Annotated in this window: 34 protein-coding genes and 1 pseudogene; 2 read left to right on the forward strand and 33 right to left on the reverse strand. The window is 45.9% G+C overall.

Annotation, left to right across the window (positions count from 1 at the left end; translation table 11 throughout):
* Positions 1–25 precede the first annotated feature (25 nt).
* From JCM14374_RS06745 to metG, 21 genes are all read right to left on the reverse strand, one after another.
* The gene (locus tag JCM14374_RS06745; protein WP_054695184.1) at positions 26–394 is read right to left on the reverse strand and encodes a hypothetical protein; all 369 of its coding nucleotides are present in this window, start codon (positions 392–394) and stop codon (positions 26–28) included.
* Positions 384–806, reverse strand: a complete 423-nt coding sequence (locus tag JCM14374_RS06750; RefSeq protein WP_054695186.1) for a hypothetical protein — start codon at positions 804–806, stop codon at positions 384–386. The genes JCM14374_RS06745 and JCM14374_RS06750 overlap by 11 nt, the downstream gene beginning before the upstream one ends.
* On the reverse strand, positions 796–1,491 hold the full coding sequence (locus JCM14374_RS06755) for an ABC transporter ATP-binding protein (RefSeq protein WP_054695189.1): 696 nt from the start codon (positions 1,489–1,491) through the stop codon (positions 796–798). The genes JCM14374_RS06750 and JCM14374_RS06755 overlap by 11 nt, the downstream gene beginning before the upstream one ends.
* Positions 1,488–1,865 carry a GntR family transcriptional regulator gene (locus JCM14374_RS06760; protein ID WP_054695191.1) on the reverse strand — a complete coding sequence of 126 codons (378 nt, stop codon included), beginning with the start codon at positions 1,863–1,865 and terminating at the stop codon, positions 1,488–1,490. The genes JCM14374_RS06755 and JCM14374_RS06760 overlap by 4 nt, the downstream gene beginning before the upstream one ends.
* A gap of 405 nt (positions 1,866–2,270) precedes the next feature.
* A complete protein-coding gene (locus JCM14374_RS06765) occupies positions 2,271–2,765 on the reverse strand; it encodes a hypothetical protein (RefSeq protein WP_054695194.1) in 495 nt (164 codons plus the stop codon).
* Between the two features lie 210 nt (positions 2,766–2,975).
* Entirely contained in the window at positions 2,976–3,137 is a 162-nt protein-coding gene (locus tag JCM14374_RS13090) for a ribbon-helix-helix domain-containing protein (protein ID WP_083453923.1), read from the reverse strand.
* A gap of 93 nt (positions 3,138–3,230) precedes the next feature.
* A complete protein-coding gene (locus tag JCM14374_RS06770; protein ID WP_054695196.1) occupies positions 3,231–4,094 on the reverse strand; it encodes a patatin-like phospholipase family protein in 864 nt (287 codons plus the stop codon).
* A 53-nt stretch (positions 4,095–4,147) separates the two neighbouring features.
* Positions 4,148–4,366 (reverse strand): hypothetical protein, encoded by a 219-nt coding sequence (locus JCM14374_RS06775; protein ID WP_157049006.1) that lies wholly within the window; start codon positions 4,364–4,366, stop codon positions 4,148–4,150.
* Between the two features lie 238 nt (positions 4,367–4,604).
* Positions 4,605–5,171 (reverse strand): hypothetical protein, encoded by a 567-nt coding sequence (locus JCM14374_RS06780; RefSeq protein WP_054695201.1) that lies wholly within the window; start codon positions 5,169–5,171, stop codon positions 4,605–4,607.
* A 258-nt stretch (positions 5,172–5,429) separates the two neighbouring features.
* Positions 5,430–6,161, reverse strand: a complete 732-nt coding sequence (locus JCM14374_RS06785; protein ID WP_054695203.1) for a glycosyltransferase family 2 protein — start codon at positions 6,159–6,161, stop codon at positions 5,430–5,432.
* Complete coding sequence (locus JCM14374_RS06790) at positions 6,143–7,531, reverse strand: glycosyltransferase (protein ID WP_054695206.1); 1,389 nt, start codon at positions 7,529–7,531, stop codon at positions 6,143–6,145. The genes JCM14374_RS06785 and JCM14374_RS06790 overlap by 19 nt, the downstream gene beginning before the upstream one ends.
* 55 nt (positions 7,532–7,586) lie before the next feature.
* Positions 7,587–7,874 carry a hypothetical protein gene (locus tag JCM14374_RS06795; protein WP_054695208.1) on the reverse strand — a complete coding sequence of 96 codons (288 nt, stop codon included), beginning with the start codon at positions 7,872–7,874 and terminating at the stop codon, positions 7,587–7,589.
* A gap of 63 nt (positions 7,875–7,937) precedes the next feature.
* On the reverse strand, positions 7,938–8,966 hold the full coding sequence (locus JCM14374_RS06800) for a CgeB family protein (protein WP_054695211.1): 1,029 nt from the start codon (positions 8,964–8,966) through the stop codon (positions 7,938–7,940).
* 61 nt (positions 8,967–9,027) lie between these two features.
* The gene (locus tag JCM14374_RS06805) at positions 9,028–9,819 is read right to left on the reverse strand and encodes a hypothetical protein (protein WP_054695213.1); all 792 of its coding nucleotides are present in this window, start codon (positions 9,817–9,819) and stop codon (positions 9,028–9,030) included.
* A gap of 187 nt (positions 9,820–10,006) precedes the next feature.
* Positions 10,007–10,285, reverse strand: coding sequence for a Veg family protein (locus tag JCM14374_RS06810; protein WP_054695216.1), 279 nt, complete (start codon positions 10,283–10,285; stop codon positions 10,007–10,009).
* A gap of 310 nt (positions 10,286–10,595) precedes the next feature.
* Positions 10,596–11,069, reverse strand: coding sequence for a ribonuclease H-like YkuK family protein (locus tag JCM14374_RS06815; protein ID WP_054695219.1), 474 nt, complete (start codon positions 11,067–11,069; stop codon positions 10,596–10,598).
* A 1-nt stretch (position 11,070) separates the two neighbouring features.
* Positions 11,071–11,940, reverse strand: coding sequence for a 16S rRNA (adenine(1518)-N(6)/adenine(1519)-N(6))-dimethyltransferase RsmA (rsmA, locus tag JCM14374_RS06820; RefSeq protein ID WP_054695221.1), 870 nt, complete (start codon positions 11,938–11,940; stop codon positions 11,071–11,073).
* A 206-nt stretch (positions 11,941–12,146) separates the two neighbouring features.
* Positions 12,147–12,746 (reverse strand): YhcN/YlaJ family sporulation lipoprotein, encoded by a 600-nt coding sequence (locus tag JCM14374_RS06825; RefSeq protein ID WP_172674176.1) that lies wholly within the window; start codon positions 12,744–12,746, stop codon positions 12,147–12,149.
* 169 nt (positions 12,747–12,915) lie between these two features.
* Positions 12,916–13,884 (reverse strand): resuscitation-promoting factor, encoded by a 969-nt coding sequence (locus JCM14374_RS06830; protein ID WP_054695227.1) that lies wholly within the window; start codon positions 13,882–13,884, stop codon positions 12,916–12,918.
* Between the two features lie 354 nt (positions 13,885–14,238).
* Positions 14,239–15,009, reverse strand: coding sequence for a TatD family hydrolase (locus tag JCM14374_RS06835; RefSeq protein ID WP_054695230.1), 771 nt, complete (start codon positions 15,007–15,009; stop codon positions 14,239–14,241).
* A 241-nt stretch (positions 15,010–15,250) separates the two neighbouring features.
* Positions 15,251–17,221 carry a methionine--tRNA ligase gene (gene metG / locus JCM14374_RS06840; RefSeq protein WP_054695233.1) on the reverse strand — a complete coding sequence of 657 codons (1,971 nt, stop codon included), beginning with the start codon at positions 17,219–17,221 and terminating at the stop codon, positions 15,251–15,253.
* Between the two features lie 322 nt (positions 17,222–17,543).
* Here metG and JCM14374_RS06845 point away from each other — a divergent pair, with 322 nt between their 5' ends.
* Positions 17,544–17,792, forward strand: coding sequence for an AbrB/MazE/SpoVT family DNA-binding domain-containing protein (locus tag JCM14374_RS06845; RefSeq protein WP_054695280.1), 249 nt, complete (start codon positions 17,544–17,546; stop codon positions 17,790–17,792).
* 9 nt (positions 17,793–17,801) lie between these two features.
* Here JCM14374_RS06845 and rsmI read toward each other — a convergent pair whose 3' ends face one another.
* The 12 genes and pseudogenes from rsmI to JCM14374_RS06900 all read right to left on the reverse strand — a co-directional run bounded on the left by rsmI (position 17,802) and on the right by JCM14374_RS06900 (position 24,885).
* Positions 17,802–18,650 (reverse strand): 16S rRNA (cytidine(1402)-2'-O)-methyltransferase, encoded by an 849-nt coding sequence (gene rsmI, locus JCM14374_RS06850; RefSeq protein WP_054695235.1) that lies wholly within the window; start codon positions 18,648–18,650, stop codon positions 17,802–17,804.
* Between the two features lie 5 nt (positions 18,651–18,655).
* Entirely contained in the window at positions 18,656–19,405 is a 750-nt protein-coding gene (locus JCM14374_RS06855; protein ID WP_054695238.1) for a tRNA1(Val) (adenine(37)-N6)-methyltransferase, read from the reverse strand.
* A gap of 3 nt (positions 19,406–19,408) precedes the next feature.
* The gene (locus JCM14374_RS06860; RefSeq protein ID WP_083453927.1) at positions 19,409–19,732 is read right to left on the reverse strand and encodes an initiation control protein YabA; all 324 of its coding nucleotides are present in this window, start codon (positions 19,730–19,732) and stop codon (positions 19,409–19,411) included.
* Positions 19,635–20,341: pseudogene (locus JCM14374_RS15725) on the reverse strand (PSP1 domain-containing protein). Before JCM14374_RS15725 ends, JCM14374_RS06860 begins: the two are co-directional and overlap by 98 nt.
* Positions 20,342–20,551: 210 nt before the next feature.
* On the reverse strand, positions 20,552–20,935 hold the full coding sequence (locus JCM14374_RS06870) for a DNA polymerase III subunit delta' C-terminal domain-containing protein (protein WP_157049007.1): 384 nt from the start codon (positions 20,933–20,935) through the stop codon (positions 20,552–20,554).
* Positions 20,898–21,395: a DNA polymerase III delta subunit-related protein gene (locus JCM14374_RS06875; RefSeq protein ID WP_054695248.1), complete on the reverse strand. Its 498-nt coding sequence runs from the start codon at positions 21,393–21,395 to the stop codon at positions 20,898–20,900. Before JCM14374_RS06875 ends, JCM14374_RS06870 begins: the two co-directional genes overlap by 38 nt.
* Positions 21,389–21,514, reverse strand: a complete 126-nt coding sequence (locus tag JCM14374_RS15225; protein ID WP_278279246.1) for a hypothetical protein — start codon at positions 21,512–21,514, stop codon at positions 21,389–21,391. The genes JCM14374_RS06875 and JCM14374_RS15225 overlap by 7 nt, the downstream gene beginning before the upstream one ends.
* A 36-nt stretch (positions 21,515–21,550) precedes the next feature.
* Complete coding sequence (locus JCM14374_RS06880; RefSeq protein ID WP_054695251.1) at positions 21,551–22,000, reverse strand: YaaR family protein; 450 nt, start codon at positions 21,998–22,000, stop codon at positions 21,551–21,553.
* Positions 22,001–22,223: 223 nt separating this feature from the next.
* A complete protein-coding gene (gene tmk, locus JCM14374_RS06885) occupies positions 22,224–22,844 on the reverse strand; it encodes a dTMP kinase (protein ID WP_242848868.1) in 621 nt (206 codons plus the stop codon).
* A 124-nt stretch (positions 22,845–22,968) separates the two neighbouring features.
* Positions 22,969–23,337, reverse strand: a complete 369-nt coding sequence (locus JCM14374_RS06890) for an Orn/Lys/Arg family decarboxylase (protein ID WP_207641603.1) — start codon at positions 23,335–23,337, stop codon at positions 22,969–22,971.
* A 32-nt stretch (positions 23,338–23,369) separates the two neighbouring features.
* Positions 23,370–24,401, reverse strand: coding sequence for an aminotransferase class I/II-fold pyridoxal phosphate-dependent enzyme (locus JCM14374_RS06895; RefSeq protein WP_157049009.1), 1,032 nt, complete (start codon positions 24,399–24,401; stop codon positions 23,370–23,372).
* Between the two features lie 253 nt (positions 24,402–24,654).
* Entirely contained in the window at positions 24,655–24,885 is a 231-nt protein-coding gene (locus JCM14374_RS06900) for a sigma factor G inhibitor Gin (protein WP_054695263.1), read from the reverse strand.
* Between the two features lie 220 nt (positions 24,886–25,105).
* On the opposite strand from JCM14374_RS06900, the gene JCM14374_RS06905 reads away from it, so the two are divergent.
* Positions 25,106–25,459: a DUF3307 domain-containing protein gene (locus JCM14374_RS06905; RefSeq protein WP_054695267.1), complete on the forward strand. Its 354-nt coding sequence runs from the start codon at positions 25,106–25,108 to the stop codon at positions 25,457–25,459.
* The last annotated feature ends 192 nt before the right edge of the window (positions 25,460–25,651 follow it).

Consider the following 25,651-nt stretch of genomic DNA (forward strand, 5'->3'; position numbering starts at 1 on the left):
GTTCAGGGCTCGTTGTCAAATTTTACTATAGCTCCAGTTTGCGGTTGTACACCAGTACAGCCAGGGCAAAGACAAGCAAGGCGGTAATTAACATAACTATGTTCTCAAAAACCAGCGTCTGGCAAACCTGCTGCAGGCTGTTGATACCGGCAGGAAAATAAATCCCCGTCAGGAATTGATTATTCAGGAAATTAAAATCAAAAAGTGTTCGTCCCCAATCCATTAACGTCCCGCCCAGTGACAGGGTAATAAAAAACACCGCCGCGGTCAGCAGCCCTGAAAAACGGGAAACCATTTTGCCGATTAACTGGCTGAAAAACTGGCGCTGATAAAATAAGCCAGGGTGATTATACTTAAGAGAAATGCCAGCAGGCCAAGAGAAATTATATCCCATATTCTTTTGGATATGTCAACGCCGGCTGCAGTTCAGGCGCTTGTAAAAGCAGAATCGTTAACCCGGTTATTACCACCGCCAAACTTCCTGCCAGGTACTGGCTGAGCAGGGCCAGGAGTTTCGAGCCCAGGACCGCGCCGCCTTTGACCGGCAGGGACATAACCAGGTAAATGGTGTTGTTGTTCCATTCCCGCCACAATAATTTAAATGAAGATACAAAAGGCAAAAACACGGTCAAACCCATAGCCATCAGCAGCGGCAGCATCACCAGCTGGGGCATCTGCGGATTATTGATATAAACCACCGCGGTTAGGACTATGGCTATAGCCGCCACCACAATAATCTCGGGCAAAATATCCCGCATCTCTTTGCGATAGAGAGCAAAAAACTTTCTGCCTGCGCTAACTTGCATGCCTGAACGCCTCCTTCATAATGTCTACCAGAGACATGCCTTGCCGTTCTCTTAATTCATCGGCATTGCCCTGTAGTTTGACCTGCCCGTGATCGAGGAAAATGACTTCGTCCACCAGGCTCTCGACTTCGGCAATTTCATGGGTGGAAATAATAATAGTCTGTTCCCCCTCACGGTAATCCTTAACCAGGGTGTGAATAATCTCTTCACGGGTTAAAAGATCAATACCGGATAAAGGCTCATCCATGAAGAGATAATCGGCCCTCCTTGATGCGGTCAGGAGCAGCTTTGTTTTAGTGCGTTGCCCTTTGGAAATGCGCGCGATTTTCATATCCTCTTCCAGGCGCAGGAACTTAAGCAATTCAATGTATTTCGCATCATCCCAGTCAGCATAAAAGGCCCGCATAAAAGCGGCTGCCCGCGCTATGGTCATCCAGCCGTAGAGATGATCAATCTCCGGTAAAAAAGCCATACGCTCTTTGCACTCGGCCGGTTTTAAGCCCGTAATGCTTATCTCCCCATTATCGGGCCGGTTCAAACCCATGAGCAGTTTTAACGTAGTGGATTTCCCGGCCCCGTTGGGGCCAAACAGCCCGGTAATCTTTCCCTTCGGAATAATTATACTGACATTATCCAGGGCCACCGTTCGCCCGAACCTTTTGGATACGTTTTTAAGTTCTATCATCGGTCTTTATCCTCCTTTGGTTCAAATTGCCGCTCCCGCAGCATTTTCATAATTTCTTCGCCATCATAACCCAGGGCCCGCATATCCCCCAGGAAATTGTCTATGCTAGACCTGGCCATTTCCTCTCTCATTTGTTCCAAATCTTCCGGACTGATGCTGACATAGGTGCCCTGCCCCCTTAATGTCTCCACCATCTTCAGGGCCTCCATCTCCCGGTAGGCCCTTTGCACAGTATTAGGATTAATCCGGGCATACTCGGCATATTCCCGCTGAGAAGGAATCCGGTCCCCGGCACTTAATTCTCCCCGTATCATTTTCTTCTTAAATTCATCTATGATTTGCCTATATATGGGCTGAGCACTGTCAAAATCCACATCTCCCTACCCCCTTATTAGTGTACTATTTTGCTAGTACACTAATGTTATAACCCTTCCCTTCTCATGTCAAGGGCCGGCGGAAAATATTTTTTAAGGAAGTGATGTGGTATAGAATATTAGATACGGATGTTTCAAAGCCATGGCAGAAAACGATTAAAGACATGAATCAAGGAGGAACTTTGAGAGTGGATTGTAAGAAAAATGACAACAAAGTCGAATGCACTTGCACCTATGAGCCCTGCTCGCGCAAAGGCTTGTGCTGCCAGTGCATAAGCTATCACCGCCGGCGGGCAGAGGCCCCGGCCTGCCTTTTTCCTGTCGAGACGGAAAAACGTATGATCGCTCCTTGCGCCGGTTGGCCTCTTGTAATCAAAAATAAATTTCTATATTACGCCAGTAACCTTATTGTTCTGAGGATGGAGGCTGAATGTTCACCGGTTGTCCTATAGGCTGGTTGTTGCGTACTACGAATAGAAATACGGGCCACAGGCATAAAAGTATGGAAAGCACCGTAAACAATACCGCCTGTGTGCTATAAATTTTAAACAAGTTATACGTAAAGATAACTGCGAACACCAGCAAAGCTATACTGAATAAGGCTCCTATTACGGGTATCATTCCCAGGATGGTTCCTCCCACATAAGCCACCGGCACCCATAAGCCCAGGTTGGTTAAACGATAACCAAAGAGCTCCATTTCTCCTAAAAGCGTCCCGGCAATATACAAATCACCTACGGGGATCCACCCCAGCCAGGGATTTTCTATGCCTCTGTTGGCAGCCATGGTAGTAAGCGCTATAGACTTTAAAATATAGAATACTATGCCGATAACTATAATTACCATGAATATCCCTGCTCCCATAGCCATCATTGCCGTCATGGCATCGGTTTGTGTCATATTAGTTCCTCCCTTATTTAATATTTCCTTAAATATCTATTCGTTTCATGCCTATAAGTTCCCTGCCTTTTTGCTAGTATATTTTTCTAAAGCAAATATCATGTTCCTTTTTTGGTATGGTAATAATATGGCGAATGCTATAGCTAAAGGGATGCCTCTTGTATTAGTCAAAGGCATCCCCTCGCTCGTTTCTCCTTCATGTGTTAGCCCCTATTTCCCTTTATCATCACCCTGCCGGGCCAGGTATTCCCGGATAATCATGCGCACCAGCGCGCTGCGGGAGATTTGATTTTTCCTGGCCAATTCTTTAATATCATTCACCTGATTCTTGGTCAGGTAAAATGTTGCGTGCTCGAATTTATCGGTTGCCATTTTAACCTCCTCCCTGCCATCGTTACCTGGTTCCGGCTGAACCCGCTTTGTGAATATTATATGTAAGAAACTTGTGGTCTGTTACAGCGGTATTTAAGCCAAACCTTTTTTCAGTTCAGGAAGTTTTTCACGCATAGCTCTTCTTCCCGCTTGGATTATGTCCCGCGCCTGTGATAAATCGTCCAATTTCACCCCTTGAACCCCGGGATAAACCACCAGGTCGGCCAGCAACTCCTGGTCAGCTTCCGAGGTTTCATAAGTGAGGATGCTGATTGTGCGGGACACTATTTCGTGAATGCCTTGAACCGGAGTATGGTAAGTTTCCTGCCCCAGGTTTACGGCTAGAATATAGTCAGCTTGCATCTGTTTTAATGCTCGAATGGGAACGATGCTTTTTACTCCGCCGTCTACAAGCTGCCTGCCCTGAAAATCACTGGGCACAAAGGTAGCAGGTATAGAACTGCTGGCCCGGGCGGCCTTACTGAGCAGGGCTTCATGAACCTGTTCCACATAGTCGCCGGTTTCTGGCAGCTGTTGATTGGTGAAAATAACTTCATAACCGTTGTCGATGTTGCAGGAAATTATGGCCAAAGGCATTCTGCAGTCTCTAAGATATTTGCCTCCGGTAAGCCGGTAAATGGTTCTCTCCAGGCGGTTGCCTTTTATAATGCCTTCTATAGGCTCGGGAGAACCCCCGGTGATCTTCCCCCAGAGAAAACCAAGCAGACCGCCCAGGTTATAGTCCAGGTAGTCAGCCGGTTTTAAGGCCAGGGCCTCTTTTTCCATCTGGTACGGGTCCATGCCGCTGGCATAGAGCGCGGCTATAATACTGCCTGCACTGGTGCCGGATATCCAGGTTACAGGAATATGCTGCTGGTGAAGAACCTGCAGAACTCCTATGTGGGCAAGCCCCCTTAATCCTCCGCCGCCCAGGGCCAGGCCGAGCCGTCTTTTCATTAGTTATTCCCCCATTTGTTTATCCCGGAGAGCAACTGCTCTGCAGCCTAAATTCAACGGTTGCATTTCATTACCATATAGCGTGATATTCGCTCTATGGACTGACGGTTGCCGGCTTTTAATTCCTGCCAGAATTTCACGTATTCTCCGACTTCGGTTTCATTTTCATACAGACTCATCTGCTCGCCCAGCTGGCGGTAGGATTCCAGAATCTTCTCCAGCTGAGCGCGCATCTGATTTTTTTTGGCTCTCTCAATTCTTGCTTCCGCCATATTAACCCCTCCCGGCTGATTTAAGAACAAATTCGCCCTCCGGGCGGTCAGCGTTATCGTTTTAGATTGCCGCGTTGCTGCGCTCCTCGCAACGACAGTAAGGTTGTTCGCGTGTCATTGCGAGTACAGCGAAGCAATCTTTCCCCGGTTTTGCAGCAATAGCAAACCATACTTTCCTGTAACATTTAAAAATAAATGCCCGGCCCTAAGGCCGAGCAAGTTAGAGTTAAGCAGGCGTTTAGAAATCTACTTCAGGGTCCAGTTCGCCATAGACAATGACATCGTGCATCTTGCCTAATTTGTCAATGATGTCTACATACACTTTCAGTCCTAAGCAGGTTCCGCGTACTGGTGTGGTCAAGTGGCATGGATTGCCGGGATCTTCGCAGTTCCCCTTGATTTCGAAGTCAAAGGTCCAATTTTTAAGGATAATCTCGGATTGGTCGATCTCCTGGCGGAATTCTTCAATGGTCAGCGGCGGATCAAATTCGTCCAGTTCAATAGTCTTCTCAAAGCGATCGGTTACGGTGATGATCTGATACTCGCCTTCAACGATAACGAACAGTATTACTTCGTAGTCCACCACCAGTTTTACCTTGGCGAAGCATAAGAGATCTTCGTACTTTTGAATGACTTTCACCTTAATGTCTTCGACGCAGGTAATTTTGCCGCCCACTTGCTCATCGGGAACACAGAACACCGTGTCCAATACTTTGGCCTGTTTTTCAATGTACTTTGCTTTTATAACTTTGGCGAACAGATCTAGTTTACAACCTTCCGGAAATTCGCACTTAAGTGCAGCCATCTTACTCTTCCCTCCCTTTTGTTTTTTCTCTCTCTTGCCTCTGGGGCTTTTTTTGCGAAATTTGTTTAAGCAATTTCTAGCTTATACTATGAAAACGAGACATAAAGTGTGATTAACGCTAATAAAAAAATAGACGCGGAAAACGCTGACTAATTATGACTTCCGCTGGTCTTGGGGTTACAATTGACCGAAAAATAAACTTGCGGGAAACGATTAGTACGGTTTCATTGATAATAGGATGTATTTTAAAGACGTTTGTTACCATCTGCGTATTTCATAAGTTTCTGCGGGTTCAGCGTCTTTCTCCGGTTCTTGCATGATATGTTCGCATTCTATCCGGCCGTCACAGCAGATTGTTATACCCATACTCTGCGCCATTTCACAAAAGCCGATGTCCTCCGCCCCATTTTGGGCCGAATAGCGCACGCCGAATTTTTCTATAACCCTTCTCTTTATTAAATAGGCGGCCCCGGTGCAATCTACCGTAAAAACCCGGTCGCGGGGAACATTGCGCATATGAACGTAATTCCCGTTTTCTTTTCGCAAAACATTAAACAGGTTTTGCTCTTTAAGCAAGTGTCCGTTACAGACCAGAGCGGATATTATATCGCAATCATCGGCTATAAGCTGTTTTAATGCTTGGCGGGGCGCCAGTATGTCGCTGTCCAGGGAAAAAAGATACTGACATTTGGTTTGCAGGAAGGCTGAAAGCAGGAGGTTTCTCAGATAGGCCAAATACTGCAGGTTGTACTGGCCGCGCCGGTGTCCATGAGAAGCAGGAACATCAGCGTATATTATACGCGCTGTTCCATTGCAGACAGCGGCGAAATCTTCCAATACCGCCGGGGTGTTGTCCTCACAGCCATTTACAATAAAACAATACTCCAGTAAATCCGGCGGATAATCCAGTTTTTGCAGGCATTGCAGATAGCGCGGCAAGATCCAGGCCCGGTTGCGAACCGGGCAGCCGATTAATACTCTATAATCCATTCTATCCTGCTCCCCCTTCTTAACTCCCGCCCGTCAATATACAATCCCTGGCGGCGCGAAAAGCCGGTTTTAGCAGGAAGGGTCTTAGCTTTGCCCATATTGTAACCGTGGGTGTGTGAATAGTTATCGGCGGGCAAAAAGCGGTCAGGTCCATAGCGGGACAAGCGCTTGATGAGCAATCTCTGATAGGGGCTCGCGCCATACGCTCCATCAGCTCTGACCATCTGTTCCCGAAAGGGTTTAATATCGGGTATTCGCAGCAGTGATGACATCATTTGCGGGTATTTTTTATCCAGGTGGTATTCAATCAAAGCAATAATCCGTTCTGCTCTGGCATCCCAGGAATTTTGGCGTGCCAGAGCCAATCGCTCTTCCCGGCGCAAATAGGAATTATCCCGCAGGGCTAATTGAATGTTGGTCAAAAACGCTTCTTCGTCCTGGGAATAGAATAAAATCCCCTCATATTTTTTAGCTTCAGGAACAGCCGTGGTTACTACCGGCATTCCAGCGGCCAGGTACTCCCACATCTTTATAGGATTCACCGCATCGATCATACTGGAGTTTTTAAATGGTATTATCCCTACATCAAAGCACCGGGCATAATCGGGCAGTTCTTCATAATTTTTGAAACCCAGCCAGTGAAGATTAGGCCTTTGCGGTACTGTTGACACATTATATAGGGGACCGATCATAACGAAATTATAATTGGGGTATATGCAGGCCAGGCGATCAATTAATTCCAGGTCGCACCAGGAAGCTATCGCTCCTATATAACCTATTACCGGACCCTGCAGTTTGCGCATATCGTAAGGAGGCAGAGCGCTTCCGGCGCTGCGGGCAAAATGGTCATAATCACAGCCATTGGGTACGAGATAAACGTTAGGGTTATAGTTTAAGGCCGTTTCATATAGTTTCTGCGAAGTACAAATAACCAGGTCGGCCAAAGATACAGCCCTATAATAATATGGTTTCCAGGCTGCGAACTCATCGCTGGGTTCGTCTACACTGTCAAAAACCGTTAAGGAGGGGTGGTATCTCTGAACCAGATTAACCTGGGCCGGAGCGCTGTAGTATACCACCGGCCTGATTCCCTGGAGATACGGATGAGGTTCGGTATAATGAAAAACATATAGATAGGGATTTATTTGGTCTATTCCCCGGTAGCCCCGTTCATAGATGCCGGGAAGATTCAGAAACAAGCTGGTAATATTTTGTTCGGCAAATTTTTTAATTAGTTGTTGGGGTCTTTGCACCAGGTAATGAAAATCCAGAGTGGGTGGGTATATTATACAGTTTATTTTGGCCATTATATCTCCCCTGACACCATTTATAACCGCCCCGGCTGCGTCAACCACCGGTAATGCGCGCATTAAATTGCCAGGCCTTGTGTAACGACCTGGCACATTGGTTCATTATATAACCGCTTTAGTCTTCATCATCATCTGACAAACATCCTTTGTGACCCTGCCAGCACTCCGGACAAAGCGCGTCGCCGCATCGGGGGCATTTTTTTATCCGCTGGCGTTTTTCCGCCGACCCGCATTCTGAACAGAAATCATTCATGGGTACACTGGTTTTCTTGGCCGTACATAGACACGGCCCTTCTTCAATCTTGATATTTTTTAACGCTACTGCACGATATTTACGGGTTTTCACCTGCACTTCGGCTGTTTTAGTTTCTGCAGCCGCTTTTGCTCTTTCTATTGTAAACACCTCCTTGTTCTTGGTACATCCGGTTCTCTGTATACTATGAGAAATTAATACAAAAGGTTACCATTATGGCGACACAGCTATTTTTACTGCGGGCCTGGTATATCGTAAATGAAGATAATCCGGACCGCCGCGCAGAGCAGGCCTGGCCTGCCCCACCCTGGCAGAGATTACCGGCAAGGCTTCCTGCAGCCGGTGATAATAGGTGTGTTTGCTGTAGACTTCTTCTTGTCCCTGGCGGGCAATGCGTTCGCGGGCCGCAGGATTTTGGAGGTAATAGCTGGTCAGTTCCAGAGTCTCTTCAGCCGAACGGGTCCAGACTAAATGTACATGGTTTTTAAACAGGTTTTCAATTGCGGGCGTCCATTGGGTCAAATAGAACCCCCCGCTCCCCAGGACTTCAAAGGTGCGCATACTCATCATAGTCTTGGAGTCGGTTACGGAGTGCAGGCCCAGAATTATCGGCACACTGGAACATAAAGAAGGCAGGTCTTCATTGGCCAGGTAGCCCCCATAATGTTCTTCGTCAATGAAAAAGGGGCGTTCACGGTCCAGCCACCACTCGTTGCCGTATATTTTGCATCTGTAGGAAGATTCCAGGAGCGGCCGCAGGATCTGTTCCACCGCTCCTAAACGCTCGGCGTATTGGAAATAATTATTGCCCACAAAAGCAATTTCCTCTTGAAAACGGCGGTCAGCTTCCCTCCGGCAATGGTAGTCCGGGTTGCAGGCAAAAAGCAGCAGCTTTGCGTCTATGCCTTCCTGGTGATATCTGGGAATACACTCCTGGCAGGTGGTAAAAACGCAGGCCGAAACGCGGGCAAACGCCAGAGAGAGGCTTTCAAAATAGGGTGGGTCTTCAATGGCCCAATATATATGCGGTATATGGTGTTTCTTCAGATGCGGCAGCAGTATTTCTTTTATTCCCCAGCCCCCGTCAGTAAAGACACAGTCAGGTTGGAAACGCTCCATTACATTCAGCCAGTTATCATCTGTCAATACATTGGCAAAACAAACCTCGTGCCCCATAGCGGCAAATGCCTGTCCTATTCCGTGTTTAACTATGGGCGCGGTGTTGCTGAAAAAAACCTTCACGGGTTTCTCCTTGAATACTTTTAGTTTAATGTATTCAGATTGGATACCTTTTGGAACCGCTTTACTGGTTATTTAAGAACAGTTTTTTTATTCTGCTGCCCAGACGGGCCTGATCGAGGCTTGGTTCGTTCAAGCCGGCAGACCCTGCATAAGAGGTCCCCTCCCGCAAAGATTCTTTAGTCTGCAAAGCTTCTTGCAGTTCTTGTACTAACTGTTGGTAACGGCCTATTTCACGGCTTAATACAGCATTGTGGCTTTCCGCCTTTTTGATGCCTCTTTTGAGGCTGGATATGTTGCGGATATGGTAAAAGATCTGACGATGAAGTTCCTGGTTTTCCTCCTGGATACTTGCAATCTGTATCTCCAGCTTTCGCAAGGTGTCGATGTAAGATTCGCCTGGCATTTCCCCGCTCTGTTCTTCCCGCAGCCTGACAACCTGTTCCCGGGTAACTATAACCGAATAGTCGATAAAACATACTACTTTAAGTTCACGCCCCTTCAGTTCTCCTTCCCAATTTATACGGATGAGACGTAAACGATAATCCAGTTTTTCATTGCGGGGCGGCACAGGATTAAAATCCAGCAGGGGAACGCGTTCTGTAAAAACCTCTTCGCGTTTAAATAATTGCACCTCTCCGCTGCTGTCCCGCAGCAGAAACAGGATATCCGCCACCAATCTGGCTTCAACTGATAATCCTAACAAAACCACGCTGCTCTCCTTTACCCGGATTTTCAGATCCTCCACACTGCGGCACAATATATCCAGTGGGTAAATACGGTCTTCAGCCATTGACCGGTTTTTTTGCAGTTCCGCTACCACTACCGGCGACCAGATGGCAAGCGCGTTTTCCAATCTCCCCACCTCGCTGTCTGTTTTTTCCTGTTTATATATATGGTGACGAGCAGTTATTTAATACAAATAAGACTAATTATGATAATTGCCGTTACATGCGCTTCTTGCTCCGATTAAATCAGCCATCTCTCAGAAAATCAAAAGCTGCATAATCTTAACGATTATGCAGCGCTTTGATACAGTCAGATTACTGGTTGGCTGAAGCAATGCGTATTTCGGTGTTGTCGCCGTCAGATACAAAAAGCTCGACGGTCTCAGTAAGAACATCTGCGTAGCTGTAGGAGACCCTTCTTTCGATCTTCCTCTCACTCAACTTTACTACGAAAATATTTGGGTAAATAGACTCCAACACCCCTTCTTTTTCAATAATGCGGTTCCGGCCCCGATTGGCCTTTAGCCGGATCCTGCTGCCGACAAAGGATTCCAGATCCTTTTTTATGTCAGCAATCGCCCTGGGTGTATTCAATTTACCACCTTCTTAATACATTAATCGAAATAATTTTACATCAAAACCAAATGTATGTCAACCATGAACGTATTAGTATATTATAAAGGGGTTGTGTATGTCAACTATAAACCGGTTAAATAAAAATTTATTATTTAATTCCTTAATGGACAAAGCAAATGCAACCCTGACAGGAGGAAAGAATTGCGTTAAATCCTCAAAACAAAGGTGATTATTATAAAATTTCCAAGGGTTATGATTGCCTGAAATTAAGTCGCTAGTTGATTTTGTCAGCAGCTATTTAAGAAATGGATTTGGCAGGAGCAAGGGGCTATTTCGTATATTTGTCGGCAACTTTGCTGGCGGCGCAGGCATCCGGTTTGATTCGAGCATCAAAACCGCTGGCTACAATCATTCCGGTGACCTCTTTAACCAGTTCTTTGGTATCTCCGTGGGTTCCAACATCAAGGTGGATCTCAACTTTCATATCCGGGTGTCCATGCCGTTTCAATATTTCTGATAAACGATCGGCCAGATCCAGGCTGAGAGAGGCTTCATAAAAAATACGCTGGCGAATGCTTTTCACTTTGGGTTCTGTGCAGCGGGTATAGTAATAACGCGCTCCTTTGCCTATACGGTGAATGATTATGGCGCTGACAAAACAGGCGCCCAAGGGACCAGGCTGCGAATCGCTGCCTACCAGGAGTTTGTAAGTACGGTTCAGGTCTTCGCTGACATAATCAAGAATATCGATTACTACTTCCTCCAGTTCCATTTTTCCTTTGCTGGGACTGTAAAAGCTCATTTTACCCCTCCCGTACAAAATAATTTACCAACCGGGCAAAATCCTGTAATCCCAAGTTCTCAGGCCTTTGCTTCGGCCCAATTCCCAAACTGGTTAGTCTATTTTGCAGTTCTGTTTTGTCGGTCTTAAAAAACGAGGCGCATATGTTCAGCATGGTTTTACGGCGATGCTGAAAAGCAAAACGGATGAATTCCTTAAATTTATTTTCATCAGCCAATAAAATTTTATGCTGGTGAGGCGTTATATTAATTACACTGGAATCTACTTCAGGCCGGGGATAAAAACAGTTCCGCGAAACGGTCATCTGGTAGTCCAGCCTGGCATAATAAGCGCAGCTGATGCTTAACAGGCCATAATCATTGCTGCCTGGTTCAGCCACAGCCCTCAGGGCGACTTCCTTCTGCATCATAAGGGTCGCTTTCTGCAAACGCGGACATTCCTCTAACAGCTTAAAAATAATCGGACTGGTTATATTGTAAGGAATATTGGCACAAACTTTAAAAAAAGGCGGTTTTTCCAATCCAAAAGCTTCCTGCAGGCTCTCTTCCAATCTTATCTTTAATACGTCCGCAAACAGGATACGCATATTGGGCAATTCATTTTGCAGTGACTCCAATACCGGCTTTAAACCATGGTCGATTTCAATTGCCAGCAGGCCCTTGCATTTCGGGGCCAGATACCCGGTCAGGCTTCCCACTCCGGGCCCTATTTCCACCACATAATCCTCAGCTGATATTTCACTGACATCTGCGATCCTGGTCAAAATGTTGCGATCCACCAGGAAGTTTTGTCCCCAGCGTTTACGAGGAGCAATCTGGTAGTTATTAAGGATTTCACGCACTTCATTTAAGGAAACAGCCCCAGCCAACAAAACACATCCCTGCTTAGGTGTATAAGACACGCATAACACTGATTTAAATAATTTCATAAATCCGTGTTTTAAACCTGTGTCTGTTAGGCCTTATTATACATCAAAAGTATAGCGTATATTATGCGCTTAAATATTTCATTATTATCAAAATATATATGTCTTTTCCTTAATAATATATTAAACCGGGGTAAAAGCACCCCGGTTTTTTAATAAATTGGTTTTTGCTGCTTTAGCCGGTTTTTCAAATCGCGTACGTCTTGTTCATAGTTTTGTACTGGCTTGCCTTCTATGATGCCAGCGGCTATGTCGTTTATACGCTTAATCAGATTGGGATCGGTTGTTACCAGGACCTGTGAGATCCTTTTATCGCTGGCTTTTATCCGCTTGGCCACCATAGATTTTGTGTTTGCAATCATGGAAGGTTTACTGCTGGTACTGGCATCAAGAGTTATTCCTACCATTACCAAAACCCCATTATTGTTTCTGTTCATGGCAGTTTTGGCTGTAGTCCTGGTTCCAGTTACGGTTTTGATTCCCGGACTGGATTGAACCCCTTTTGTGCCGGTGGTGTTAGTGGTCATGTTATTGCTCATATTTACATCCATTACTACAACCGAAGCTTTTTGCACCCCGGTTACGGATTCTGCAGTACGGGCCAATTTATCAGCCAAAACCCTTCTTTCGCTGTCGGTCATTTGGTTGTTTGGCGCAGTCTGCAGCTGAGTGGGTTTCTTCACCGGTGTCATCGGTTTTTTGCTGGTTCCCTGACAACCTGCAACAACTAGAGCAATCATTAAAATAAACATAAATAACATCATGAGACGTTTTTTTCATCAGGTTTTCACCTCCTTTGCTTTTTAACTGTTATCATTTTTTGAAATTATAGAGATTTAAACCGAGGGAAAATTTGGCATTAAAAAACTCCGGCCTATTAAGCCGGAGTTTCTTTCTTATTACTTGTTTAATTTTCAAAGTTTAATTCATTATATAGACCTTTACGGTACGTCGTCCCCAGTTCAAACATTGAGAACGATCTTCCATGAACAGATCTAAGCGATCGCCTCTTATGGCCCCGCCAGTATCGGCTGCTTGTGCATAGCCGTATCCTTCAATATACAATTTGCTGCCCAGGGGAATCACATTGGGGTCAACGGCAATAGTACCTACTTCAGGCGTTCTTCCGGTAGCGGTCCTATATCCGGTATAGGTATAAGCAGAAGCCTCCATATATCTGGCCTCTTTAAAATTAATGGTATGGCTGCCGCGCGAAACTGAGGTAATAGTACCCATAGCTACCAGCCGGTTTTTTGGTTCAACCAGGGTTTCGGACTTAACTAATTCGCGCTTTACCTCCTGGCCATTATGGTAAATAATGCGGATAGTCTGCATAGCCAAACCGTCTTTGCCTGCGGCCAGAGTACGCGTAAGTCCTCTTTCCAGGGTATCATCTGTGGTCCGGTCAGTTCCGCAGGGAATGGTTCTTTTTTCGGTTACCTGGCTTTCAGTAACGCGGACTACTTCTATTTCCTGACCGGCAACAGTTTTTTCTACGGGTAGCGTCTTAACGATATCTTTTTCACCTAACGATACCCCGGCTAATTTTATGGCTTCTTTGATACTGACCGGGGTGCTGATAATATCATGGGATTGGCCGTCAGCTATAACCGTAACTTTAAAAGCCCTGGTCACTACTATCTGACAATTCTTTTTAACTGCTGCATTCAATGAAGGCTCCACCATATCCCTGGCCCCGATTTTCACAGCCTCTTTTTCCAAAACATCCCCGACTTTACTGGCAAAAAACACCCGACTATGAATGGTTTTTCCATCCACAATAATATTGACTGGTTTTTGCAGGGCAAAGAACAGGCTCAGGGGCAGCAATACCGCAATAAGCATCGCCGTCAGCAGGTAAGCGCCTTTTAAAGGCCGTACAATACCCATTTTCTCCTCCCTTTCTTTTCAAGCTTCCCTACGGCAGCTTGAACGTAAATACATTCTAGTCAAAATAAGCAGTGCAAGTCAAATAAACTGCCTTATACTGGATAACTTTGTTATTATTTTCCAGTTAGGCGAGCTGCTTTTTATAAATTATTATCCTTTGCTTATTATTTTATTCCTGCACTCGCAAAAAGTTTGCTGAAAAACTAGTTTTTTCCATAGATAATACAGGGATAATCACAGAAAAAAGGCCCTTTCAGGCCTAATCCTGTCGTTATCAAATTCTTTTGCCACTGATGAACCCTGATTTTTACAGATTATTATTGGCTTTTAAATCTGTGTTAGTCTGCGGCCAGTTTAATCTTTTATCCGGAAAACGGTTTGGGTATTCAGACTGGTCAGGTAGGCTACTTCCTCCAGGGTTTTATGACGCAATTCAGCCAGCTTTTCAGCTACAAGCTTAACGTGAGCTGGTTCATTGCGTTTTCCCCGCTGGGGTTCGGGAGTGAGATAAGGACAATCGGTTTCAATCATTAAGCGGTCCATAGGTACGCGGGCCGCCACTTCGTGGGTCTTTTTAGCGTTTTTATATGTAACAGGTCCGGCCAGGGACAGATAGAACCCTTCTTTCATTAAATCAATCGCTAACGGCAGGTGGCCGGAAAAACAATGCATTACCCCTCCGTTGCTCCCCGCCTTTTCTTTCTTTACTATGTTGTAAACCTCCTGGTGGGCATCACGGTCATGTATCACTATGGGTTTATGTAATTCCCGGGCTATGCGTATTTGTTCTATAAAAGCCTGCTTCTGCACATCCTGCGGGGAAAGGTTGCGGTAATAGTCCAGCCCTATTTCCCCAATGGCCACCACTTTATCATCTTTGGCCAGTTCATATATTTTGCTGATCACTTCCGAGGTGAGGCTGCTGGCATCATGCGGGTGTACGCCTGCCACCGCGTATATCCCTTTGTGCCGGCGGGCTATATTAACCGCCTGCCGGGATGATTCCAGGTCCCATCCCACACAGACTATTTTCTGGACCCCGGCTTCTGCGGCCCTCTGTATAACCGCGTCAATTTCGCCGGAAAAATCCTTATCCTGCAAATGCGCATGACTGTCAATTAACATTTTATAAGCCCCTTTATTCCCATTTATACCGCGCAGTATATTTGCTGCGAAGCGACGTTATGAGGAGTCCGGTGTAGCAGGCGAAGATGAGTGAACGAAAGGGGTCGAGCGACAGGATGTCGCGAGCGCGTCACGTGACCACGATGGGAACTTGGCGCGGTATCCCTGAGGCACGAATCAAGACGCTACTACACCGAGACGATGAAATATGGAGTTAGCAGCATGTGTACTGCGCGTATTATTATTTCACCCGGTTGCCGGAGGATATGCGTTCTACCGTTAAAACCTCGACATCATTCTCATCGGATGCGGCCAGAATCATACCCTGTGACATTACCCCTCTCAGTTTGGTGGGTTTTAAATTGGCCACCAGAACCACCTTTTTGCCCACCAGTTCCTCGGGGGTATAGTGTTTGGCAATACCTGACACCACGGTTCTTTCTTCCTCACCCAGTCTGACTTTCAGGATAAGCAGTTTGTCGGCTTTCTCCATTTTCTCGCAGGCAATAATTTCCGCTACCCGCAGATCCATGCGCGCGAAATCATCAATACTGATATATTCTGGTTCAGAAACCGCTTTTGCCTGGGCGGGTTCTTTTTCCGTTTTTTCTTCCACCGGTTTATCCTCCCCATTCAAGTTTTCGAGGCTTTTCAGGTCAATGCGCGGGAAAAGCGGTTCGCCTTTTGTAACCAAGGCTCCTGCGGGGCACAAACCCCAAATGCCGGCTTCTTCCCATTTTAATCGGCCGGGGTCGGCAAAAAAGTTTATCTGCTGGTTGGTTCTCTCCGCCAGGGTAGGCATGGTCGGAGCCAGCAGGATTACAGCGATGCGGATGCACTCAGCCAGGTTATACATCACCGTGGCCAATCGTTGCTTTTTAGCTTCATCTTTGGCCAAAAGCCAAGGCGCAGTCTCATCTATATATTTATTAGCCCGTGAAACCAGTCGCATAGCGGCTATGATATAAGCACAAAAATCAAGCTTATCAAGTTTTTCCGTGGCTTCTCTAAAGGCTGTTCGGGCAGCTTCTTTCAATTCCAGATCTACCGCCTCTTCGACTGCCGGAGCAGGTATCTGCCCGGTAAAATACCGAATAATCATAGCTGCAGTACGACTGATAAGGTTGCCCAGATCATTGGCCAGATCATAATTGATACGGTTTACCAGCATCTCTTCCGAATAGGTCCCATCCTGTCCGAAATTCAATTCTTTCACCAGGTAATAACGCACCGCATCAAGGCCGTATTTTTCGATCAGTATACGCGGGTCGATAACATTGCCCTTTGATTTCGACATTTTTCCGCCTTCCAGCATAATCCAGCCGTGGGCACAGACCTTTTTAGGCAGGGGAAGATCCAAAGCCATCAACATTATGGGCCAGATAATGGCATGGAAACGTATGATATCTTTGGCCATCAGGTGCACATCAGCGGGCCAGAAGCGGTCAAATTTTTCCTGGTCGCTGCCGTAGCCGATAGCTGAGAGATAGTTTATCAAAGCATCAAACCATACATACACTACATGATCCCGGTTAAAAGGCACCGGCACCCCCCATTTGAACGAAGTACGGGACACGCAGAGATCATCCAGCCCGCTTTTGATGAAGCTGACTACCTCGTTGCGGCGTGACTCGGGCTGAATAAAGTCGGGGTTACCTTCAATATAGTCCAGCAAACGGGGAGCGTATTTGGCCATATTAAAGAAATAGCTTTCTTCTTTAACTAATTCCACTTCCCGGCCGCAGTCCGGACATTTGCCATCCTCAAGCTGCCTTTCCGTAAACAGGGTTTCACAGGGGGTGCAATACCATCCCTGGTATTCGGATAAGTATATATCACCCTTTTCATATACCTTATTAAATATCTCCTGCACCACTTCTTCATGACGTTTCTCCGTAGTACGGATGAAATCATCATTGGTTATCATCATGGTCTGCCATAGTTTTTGGATATTCGATACAATTCCATCAACGTATTCGGCCGGTTCCTGCCCTTTTTCCCGGGCAACCCGTTCAATCTTTTGTCCATGTTCATCAGTGCCGGTCAAATAATATACGTCTTTTCCCTGCATGCGTTTGAAACGAGCCATACAATCTGCCGCTACCGTAGTATAGGCATGACCTATATGTAGATTATCGCTGGGATAATAAATAGGGGTGGTAATGTAAAATGTTTCCCGAGCCTGCAAATTGATTCCCTCCTGAAAATCCATTTATTCTTCATTAATAATAAGCAAATACCACTTCAAGGGCAAGGATTCCAACAGTTTAATCCAGCCGCTCATTTTCCTTATTCTTTCACTATTTCCTTGCTTATATTCTGTTTTTCTCGCTCTTCCTGTTAAGACAATAATTAGGCATTATGTAAATATTCATACTTATATGACGATTATATTGTAGAATATATAACAGCATTATCCTGAAATAATAATTTTTTAGTCCAAATATGTAGAAAGGTGCTTGACTTTTTATCCCAAGCCTGGTATAGTTTGTCCCAGAGGTAAATTGATGCAAAGGGAGGGGTGAACCAATATGATGAAATCCACAGGTGTTGTCAGAAAAGTAGACGAGCTGGGTCGTATCGTAATTCCCATCGAACTAAGAAGAACTATGGGAATAGAAGAAAAGGACGCACTGGAGATCTATGTCGACAGCGACAAGATTATCCTTAAGAAATACGAACCCGCTTGCATCTTCTGCGGAAATGCGGAAGAAGTCGTCAACTATAAAGGCAAGAATCTCTGTAAGAGCTGTCTGACCGAACTTGGCAAACAAGTAGGTTAATACATAGTATTAATGATCATAGTTTTCGACATAGTACTTATATATTATTGATTTGGCTACTTTGTATTCGCGGGCCTTCAGCTTGAAGGCCTCTTTTTTATCCATGCCGTCTTCTATTAATTTTCTGGTCTCGGCTGCAATCGTCTCCAAACTGGCTGCAGCGGTTTTTTCATCCTGCAGACCGGCTATAACCAAACATATTTCCCCGCGAACCGTATTTTGCGCATAACGCTGGCGCAGTTCCCCAACAGCGCCGCGGACAACTTCTTCATGCAGTTTGGTCAATTCGCGCATCATGGCCATGGGGCGTTGGGCGCCCATAATCTCTTCAATATCCTCCAGGGTGTGCGGCAAACGATGCGGGGCTTCGTATATTACAACCGTGCGTTTATCCTGCGCCAATGATTGCAGTTGCTCTCTGCGCTGCGTACGCTTGGCGGAAAGAAACCCGGCAAATACGAAAGCATCGGTATTCATGCCGGAAATGCTCAAAGCGCAGATTAAGGCGGAAGGCCCGGGAATTACTTCCACCTGTATTCCCGCTGCAATTGCCTTTTGTACTAAACCCTGCCCGGGATCGGATATGCCCGGCATACCAGCGTCAGATACCAGGGCTACATTCCTGCCCGCCATTAATTCTTTCACAATTCTGTCTTCCCGCACCTTGCCGCTGTGCTGGTGATAGCTTATCAGCGGCTTTTTGATTTTATAATGATTGAGCAGTTTCAAACTGTGGCGGGTGTCTTCGCAGGCGATCAGGTCTGCCCTGCGCAAGGTTTTTAACAGACGGATGCTGACATCCTCCAGATTACCTATTGGGGTGGCGCATACATATAGTTTTCCAGGCGCTTCACTCATGCCAATCAGCTCCCGTACCATTGTCTAATTTCAACGCCATAATTGCCGGGACTCTCGTAAATAAACAACGGGGGCAGAATTTGCAAGGATTTGCGCCCGTTTTTCTGTGCTTCCAGGAGTACGAGCCGGGATTCTTCATGGGGAAAAGAATGCACCGTACGCATACGGGTAAGTTTCAGGCGGGATGCTGATAAGGCTACAATTATTTCCTGCAAGCGTTCCGTACGGTGTATAAAACAGAAGTGTCCCCGAGGAGATAGGAGATAACTGGCTGCCTCAACTACTCCCTTCAAGTCCACGGCTATTTCATGTCTGGAGAGTGCCGCGGCCGGGTCCTGGCTGACATGCCCTTCCCCTTTTTTCCAAAAAGGCGGGTTGCTGAGCACTAATTGGGCCTGGCCAGCCGGAAGATACTGGCTTATATCTTTCATATCCGCCTGAATGATGCGGATGCGTTCTGAAAGCCCGTTGTAACTTACCGAGCGGCAGGCCCGCTCCGCCGCCTCGTCCTGTATTTCGATGCCGGTTATGTGGATATTTTCATCTCTTAAGGCCAGCAGCAGCGGTATAACCCCGCTGCCGGTACCCAGATCCACAGCGTTAGCCACCCCATCCAGCCGGGCAAAATGCGCGAGAATAACCGCATCCAGAGAAAAACGATAACCCTGGCGAGCTTGAATTACCTTCATCCCCCCCAGGATTAAATCGTCCAGGCTTTCGCCCGGGTATACCAATTGGCTGCGGTCTGTTGTCAAACCCTACTCCTTTTCCAAAAATGCTATACAGAACAAACAATCTTCTTCACGGGGCTGACCGAAGGCCATGGAACAGATATGGTAGCCTTCCTTATACAACCCCCCCAGGGTCTCATAGCTTTCGCCCTCTAATTTCATATTGCGCGGGAGTACCCGCTGCTGAGCCGGTGAATCGGTGTGCGGCAGATTAGCCTCCAGGAGGCTTACCCTTGCTTTTAAATCGCCTACCTCAATCACCAGCTGCCTGATTATGTTTGCCATTTCCCGGAGTTTCTTCTCCATTTCTATCCTCTCCGCATGTTCTGCCCTCATATAGTTCTGATTCATATTTTAAACAGCACATGAGCCGCCCGCATATTCCTGATATCTTTGTGGGATTAAGTGATAAATTCTGTTCTTTGGCCATGCGGATCGAACCCGGTTCAAATTCGCCCAAAAAGCAGTTGCAGCATAGAACCCGGCCGCAGGTGCTATGCCTCCCACCATCTTGGCTTCGTCTCTGACTCCTATTTGCCTGAGTTCTATACGGGTTTTAAAAATGGAGGCCAGATCTTTTACCAGTTCCCGGAAATCAACCCTTCCTTCGGCTGTAAAATAGAAAATAATCTTGCCCATATCAAAGGTATATTCAACATCAATCAACCGCATCGGCAGATTGTGTTCCTTGATTTTTTGACGGCAGGTTTCCAGGGCTTCAGCTTCCTTATTCCGGTTGTTTTCATAAATGCGGCAGTCATTTTCCGTAGCTTTGCGAATAACGGTTTTCAGGGCTGAAGGCAGCTGTTCCTCCAGTATTTCTCTTTGGCCAACTACCACCGTACCATATTCCACTCCGCGGATAGTCTCTACAATTACCGCATCCCCTGCCGAAATATCCAGGCCTGCGCAATCAAAATAATATATCTTGCCCGCCGGTTTGAAGCGAACACCTACCACCCATGCCAAATAAAGAACCTCCTTCAAAAAGTTACGCCCCAATTTAACACATATTCACACAGATTTTTTATGGATTAACACAGATAATTATAAATAATTCTAATGCAAAGGGTTTATTAAATTATCTGTTCCATCGGTACACAATATGGTTTTATTAGTTTATATATTTTACGTGTTAATCTAAAACAATCCGTGTTATCCGTGTCTAGTTCAATTCAGCGCTTCCCATATTTTATAGGATATATTAGTGCTTACCAACAGTGAATTTACGTGGCGTTTATAATAACGCCGCAGTTCATCGACTTCTTGAACAGCCCGGCTCAGACGAAGCTGGTCGGCCCTATCCCGAGTTTCCTGCAGCAAATCCGGGTATACAGGCAGAGCCAGGTCTTTTTCCTGATGAGAGTAACTGTATATTAGGATATCTCTTAACATGGTCTCCAGTATACCGCAAATCAGCTCCGGCTGAGTTTCTATTTTTTCAGCGGCCTGAAAAACAGCCAGTCTGTCCCTGCCATACAGTTCTTTTATAATATCCCGGGCTGTCTGCATGTAATTATCCCATATCCCCCGACTGCACAAACTGCAGGGCATAGGCCGGGCTGCCCTGGCTCAATCGGGCTGCCTGCTCTGCCAGCCGGCTGTTAATCCCCTGGCTAATTAGTAATTCCTGAATATCCGCTTCTTTTAGGGATTTAAAGGTTAACAGCTGACAGCGGGATACAATAGTCTCCAGCAGGTTATTTTCATCCGTTACCAGGATAATTATCGCATACAGGGGCGGTTCTTCCAGGGTTTTCAGGAGAGCATTGGCAGCTTCGGGTCTCATTAGATGGGCATCCCTGATAATAGCCACCTTATTATGAGACCGGGATGGCTTCATTTCCAGCCAGGGCTGCATTTCACGGCTTATCTGCTCTTTAAGAATCGTGGTTTTACCCTCAATTTTTTCTATAACCATAAGGTCGGGATGAATGTTTTCCCTGAAAAAAATCTCCGCCTGGCGGTCGGCAGAGGCAATTAAGGTATAAGCCAAGGCACGGGCGGTTAACATTTGCCCACCCCGGCCGGTCCGGCAAAAATATAGGCGTGACTGGTGCTGCCTGTTTCTATGCTCTTGTTTAACATATCAATGGCCCGTTGTTGGCCTTTGATCGCCGCAAAGTAATCCATTTAGCCAAGTTCCTTCCAAAAACCCTGGTGAGCAATTTAAGCCATCAAGTCAACCAGCATACCGCGAATCTTGTCCAGGGCGGTAAGCAGTTCGAGCGGTTCTTTTTTTTGTTGGATAAAGTCATCGATTAACTCTTCCATTTCCTGGTCAATGGTCTTGATGGTAATTAACACCGTACGGCCCCGGCGGTTGCGGGACCTTTCCTTTTCCAGCAAGTAGGCGCGGGAGGTAGCTTCCTGCAAGAATTTTTTAACGAGCTTTTTATATAACATCAAATCATTTACCGTCAGGTGATGTTTTAAACGGTCGGTAAGACGGTCCAGCTCCTTCAGCAGTTCCTGCATCCGGAATTGGTGTTCACCTTCACGCCGCCCGGTTAGCTCCTGCTCAAAAAGGGATTCTCCGACCTTCCGTACTCCGGGGGTAATGGTTTTTCCCAAAGGACCATAGTTTATGCTGTTTTTGCTGTCGCGGTCAATCTTCATGAGGTCCTCTGCCCCCCTCCAGTATCTAGATATAGGATACCAGTTTCTTGATATCAGGAAAATAGAGAAGCCTTTGGCCGCTGATGACTTGGATTCATTTGCCGCAGAACAGATGAATCCGTTTTGGGTAATTATCGATTTATTGCTATCCTTTTAAAAGTTCTCGTAATCCAATACATTCTGCCTATATTTTTTCATTTCTACGTATTGATTAATCCACGGTTTACCTTTCCTCCAGCAGTTTTTCCCGTATATACTCCAAAGCCTTTTCCCCAACCTCATTTAGATTCTTGCTGGCGTCAAGCACTTTTATGCGCTGCGGCTGCAGACGCGCTATTTCCAGATAGCCTCTCCTGACCTTATCCTGGAATTCCAGGCCTTCCTTTTCCAAACGGTCCGGCGCGGCTGTTCCCCGGCGCTGCTGCCCTTCGAGCGGTTCCAGATCTAAAAGCAAGGTAAGATCTGGTCTTAAACCCCCGGTACAGAGTTCATTTAAGGTATTAAGAAAACGCAAGTCCAGACCGCGTCCATAGCCCTGATAAGCGATGGTCGAATCCAGATATCTATCTGCTATAACTACCTTTCCCGCATTCAGAGCCGGTTTAATAACTTCCTCCACCAACTGGCTGCGAGCGGCTGCGTATAAGAATGCCTCACTGGAGGAGGTCATGCCCTGGCTGCGAACATCCAATAAGATGGCCCTTATTTTTTCAGAAATAACCGTTCCCCCAGGTTCCCTTACGGTTATAACATCAAATCCAATCAGATTGGATAATAACCATTCCCGCAGGCTGGTTTTTCCTGACCCATCAATTCCCTCCAATGATATAAACAGACCTCGCACAATTTCTATCTCCATTTCGCCTTTAATACTGAGGAAGCCATTCAACCCAAAAACATTAACAATTATCTGGGTATATCAGTGTTAATCTGTTATCTTTCTTGTGACTAATTAAAAAATAAAATCTCTACACCTCGATAATGTTAAGATGGTTTAGTTGCAAGTCTTCCGGGCCTTGTAAACGGACCGGGCTTTGCTGCAAAAACAACAGATAATCGTAAATCTGCGGACTTATCAATTCACCGGGCATAACACAGGGAATCCCCGGCGGATAAGGCACTACCATTTCCCCGGCGATCCTGCCCCGGCAATCCTCGATATTAACCCGCTTTTTAACGGCATAGTACGCTTCCCGAGGACTTAAGATAATCTGAGGCAGCTCTGCGGCCTCCACCGTTAAGAACTGTTTATGATCATCCGAATAATACTGGGCAGCAATGCTCTCCAGGGCCTGAGCAAAGCGTTCCCATTCCTCAGCGCTGTGAAACATGGACATCATGGCCAAAATTGAGTTTTCATTTTCCCATTCTACCTGTATTCTATATTCATCCGCAAAATCCTTGATATTTCAAATCCATTCAGCCTCAAACCGGGAAAGGCAATCAGGATTTTTAAGGGATCGAGGCTAAAAACCCCCGGGGTTTTTTTAAGTTCATCTTCATCATATGCTTTTAACCCCTTGGTCATATTAATCCGCGTTCTGAATCTAACCGCCATTATGCGGGCAGCTTCTAATAATTCTCTGCCCCTTTCCTCCATTAGGTTACGAGCCAGGTCAATAGACGCTAAAATCGGATAAGAGGGGCTGGTGGTAGTAACCAGGCTGCAGGCGGATCGCAGCCGTTTCGTATCAGGATGACCCTTAACATGCAAAACCGCTCCCTGATTATACACCGGCAAGGTTTTATGCAAGCCGTTTACAGCCGCATTTGCTCCTTGTTCCAAGGCTGGGCGCGGATAATCCGGGTGAAAACAAAAATGCCCCCCGTGAGCTTCATCTACGAATAATGGCTTTTGGTATTTTTGGCATAAAGCCGCAATGTCTTGAATCCTGCAGGTGGAGCCATAATAGCTGGGACTGGTAATAAAAACGGCCTCAGCATCATGATGTATGCCCAACAAGGCCTCAACATCTGCGGGACTAACTGCGAGGGCTGCACCCAGTTCGCCATTGACCTGGCAGGGAATATACACAGGATTTGTCCCTGCCATAACCATCCCTGCAAAAAATGAACGGTGGCAGTTACGCGGCACCAGGACTTTAGCGTCAGGCCTTTTTAATGCCATAAACAAGGCATGAATGCCCGAACTGGCTCCATTGACTAAGAAAAAGCTTTCCTGAGCGCCATACGCTTTTGCCAGCAATAAGCGGGCTTCTTCTATAATCCCCTGGGGAGCATGCAAATCATCTAAGCCGGGTATTTCTGTAACATCGAATTCTGCCAGAACCTTTAAAGCGCTTTGATTAAAGCCTGGCCCTCCAATATGCCCCGGCATATGCAGCCGCAGTCCTCTTTCATCGATATATTTTTTTAATGCGGAATATAGGGGCGTATTCATATCATAAGCGGACAATTATTGACTGCTCCATTCCTGAACATATTAACTAAAGATTCGCATCTAACCTGACATGCGGTGTCATTTGACTGCGATTAGACGCTAGTAAGCCGTAAATTAGCATCCAACTGCCATACTTGTATTATAAATATTGTAGCCCTAAACCCCCATAAAAAATAGGCCTGTAAAAAGCCTATTTTCAGCCTGCTGGTCAGCCGCATACCTCGATATCAAGAATACAGTTTTATATTATGAACTAAAAAGCCTTTTTGATTAAAGTGCGCAGTTTCAGCAATATCTGATTATATTCATTAGAGCCCGCATCGACCCCTATTATCATTCTCTCGCAATTCGTGCATATGAACCCTCGCCTAATTTTAATGCCTTCTCTTATCCCGCCCTGGGGAACCTTTTCGCAAATAGCGCAGCGAGGAACAAGCATACCAAATTTTTCAGGCAATTTTTTAGTTTCCATTAGTTTTGTCATTTAACCCCTTTTGCTTATATAATTTCCCGGTCACCGGTATACTAACCTATGCTGCCTTTTCTATTTTTGTTACCTATTAAAAATATCTATCAATTTTTCGTTCCGATTCATCGCCCTAAAACAGGATTCCCGCTATTAACGTGGAATATAACTGACAAGAATGAGTTATATTTATTTTGTTTTTAATGTATTGTTCAAATAATTTGTGCAGGTGATCATTATGACTTTTACTGCATTGGTCTTGTATTTTGCTAACTTATTGTTTGACTATCCTCTTCAGAATGAGTTTATGGCCCGTTTAAAATCCAAGAATATTTATATTTTATTTGTTCATTCTGCCATATGGGGACTGGGTTTATCCATCCTGCTGCAATATTTTCAGTTGTTTGCCTGGTGGAAGGTGTTTTTCCTGGTATTCGGGCATATGGCGATAGACGGATTTAAAGCCCGGGAGCTATACCGTCCAGCAAATGAGCGAGGAACCACACGGGCTTTGGATAATAAAGACTTCGCGGCTCTATATATCGATCAATTGCTGCATATAGTGCAGTTGGCAGTCGTAATGGTGTTTTAATTTAACTATATTTCCGCTTCCTTGAAAACATCAGCTGCATATCTTGGCGTCCAGGGAGCGGTCTTCTTTTCTAAGCTTTTGTTTACGGCATCAACACGATTTAAGAATAGAAGTACGAAGTACTGACTGGCGGCGCCCACACATTACATTTCAAAACAGTCAGCCCCGGACTGCAGGTCCGGGGTCTGTCAC

Origin of the sequence: Syntrophomonas palmitatica JCM 14374, from assembly GCF_001311885.1 — a bacterium.
Taxonomy (GTDB): Bacteria; Bacillota; Syntrophomonadia; order Syntrophomonadales; family Syntrophomonadaceae; genus Syntrophomonas_A; species Syntrophomonas_A palmitatica.

Excerpts from the sequence above, each read along its gene's own strand:
- JCM14374_RS06755 (WP_054695189.1), bottom strand. The coding sequence starts at position 1,491 with ATGATAGAACTTAAAAACGTATCCAAAAGGTTCGGGCGAACGGTGGCC.
- JCM14374_RS06815 (WP_054695219.1), bottom strand. The coding sequence starts at position 11,069 with ATGAGCTTTTACAGTCCCAGCAAAGGAAAAATGGAACTGGAGGAAGTA.
- JCM14374_RS06765 (WP_054695194.1), bottom strand. The coding sequence starts at position 2,765 with ATGACACAAACCGATGCCATGACGGCAATGATGGCTATGGGAGCAGGG.
- JCM14374_RS15225 (WP_278279246.1), bottom strand. The coding sequence starts at position 21,514 with ATGGATTACTTTGCGGCGATCAAAGGCCAACAACGGGCCATTGATATG.
- JCM14374_RS06750 (WP_054695186.1), bottom strand. The coding sequence starts at position 806 with ATGCAAGTTAGCGCAGGCAGAAAGTTTTTTGCTCTCTATCGCAAAGAG.
- JCM14374_RS06825 (WP_172674176.1), bottom strand. The coding sequence starts at position 12,746 with ATGTTTATTTTAATGATTGCTCTAGTTGTTGCAGGTTGTCAGGGAACC.
- JCM14374_RS06895 (WP_157049009.1), bottom strand. The coding sequence starts at position 24,401 with ATGAATACGCCCCTATATTCCGCATTAAAAAAATATATCGATGAAAGA.
- JCM14374_RS06845 (WP_054695280.1), top strand. The coding sequence starts at position 17,544 with ATGAAATCCACAGGTGTTGTCAGAAAAGTAGACGAGCTGGGTCGTATC.
- JCM14374_RS06870 (WP_157049007.1), bottom strand. The coding sequence starts at position 20,935 with ATGCCCTGCAGTTTGTGCAGTCGGGGGATATGGGATAATTACATGCAG.
- JCM14374_RS06835 (WP_054695230.1), bottom strand. The coding sequence starts at position 15,009 with ATGTTAATTGACAGTCATGCGCATTTGCAGGATAAGGATTTTTCCGGC.
- JCM14374_RS06900 (WP_054695263.1), bottom strand. The coding sequence starts at position 24,885 with ATGACAAAACTAATGGAAACTAAAAAATTGCCTGAAAAATTTGGTATG.
- metG (WP_054695233.1), bottom strand. The coding sequence starts at position 17,221 with ATGGATTTTCAGGAGGGAATCAATTTGCAGGCTCGGGAAACATTTTAC.
- JCM14374_RS06890 (WP_207641603.1), bottom strand. The coding sequence starts at position 23,337 with ATGTCCATGTTTCACAGCGCTGAGGAATGGGAACGCTTTGCTCAGGCC.
- JCM14374_RS06785 (WP_054695203.1), bottom strand. The coding sequence starts at position 6,161 with ATGGATTATAGAGTATTAATCGGCTGCCCGGTTCGCAACCGGGCCTGG.
- JCM14374_RS06775 (WP_157049006.1), bottom strand. The coding sequence starts at position 4,366 with ATGGCGGAAGCAAGAATTGAGAGAGCCAAAAAAAATCAGATGCGCGCT.
- JCM14374_RS06770 (WP_054695196.1), bottom strand. The coding sequence starts at position 4,094 with ATGAAAAGACGGCTCGGCCTGGCCCTGGGCGGCGGAGGATTAAGGGGG.
- JCM14374_RS06880 (WP_054695251.1), bottom strand. The coding sequence starts at position 22,000 with ATGAAGATTGACCGCGACAGCAAAAACAGCATAAACTATGGTCCTTTG.
- JCM14374_RS06780 (WP_054695201.1), bottom strand. The coding sequence starts at position 5,171 with ATGGCTGCACTTAAGTGCGAATTTCCGGAAGGTTGTAAACTAGATCTG.
- JCM14374_RS06830 (WP_054695227.1), bottom strand. The coding sequence starts at position 13,884 with ATGGGTATTGTACGGCCTTTAAAAGGCGCTTACCTGCTGACGGCGATG.
- rsmI (WP_054695235.1), bottom strand. The coding sequence starts at position 18,650 with ATGAGTGAAGCGCCTGGAAAACTATATGTATGCGCCACCCCAATAGGT.
- JCM14374_RS06860 (WP_083453927.1), bottom strand. The coding sequence starts at position 19,732 with ATGAATCAGAACTATATGAGGGCAGAACATGCGGAGAGGATAGAAATG.
- JCM14374_RS06875 (WP_054695248.1), bottom strand. The coding sequence starts at position 21,395 with ATGTTAACCGCCCGTGCCTTGGCTTATACCTTAATTGCCTCTGCCGAC.
- JCM14374_RS06905 (WP_054695267.1), top strand. The coding sequence starts at position 25,106 with ATGACTTTTACTGCATTGGTCTTGTATTTTGCTAACTTATTGTTTGAC.
- JCM14374_RS06790 (WP_054695206.1), bottom strand. The coding sequence starts at position 7,531 with ATGCGCGCATTACCGGTGGTTGACGCAGCCGGGGCGGTTATAAATGGT.
- JCM14374_RS13090 (WP_083453923.1), bottom strand. The coding sequence starts at position 3,137 with ATGGCAACCGATAAATTCGAGCACGCAACATTTTACCTGACCAAGAAT.
- JCM14374_RS06745 (WP_054695184.1), bottom strand. The coding sequence starts at position 394 with ATGGGATATAATTTCTCTTGGCCTGCTGGCATTTCTCTTAAGTATAAT.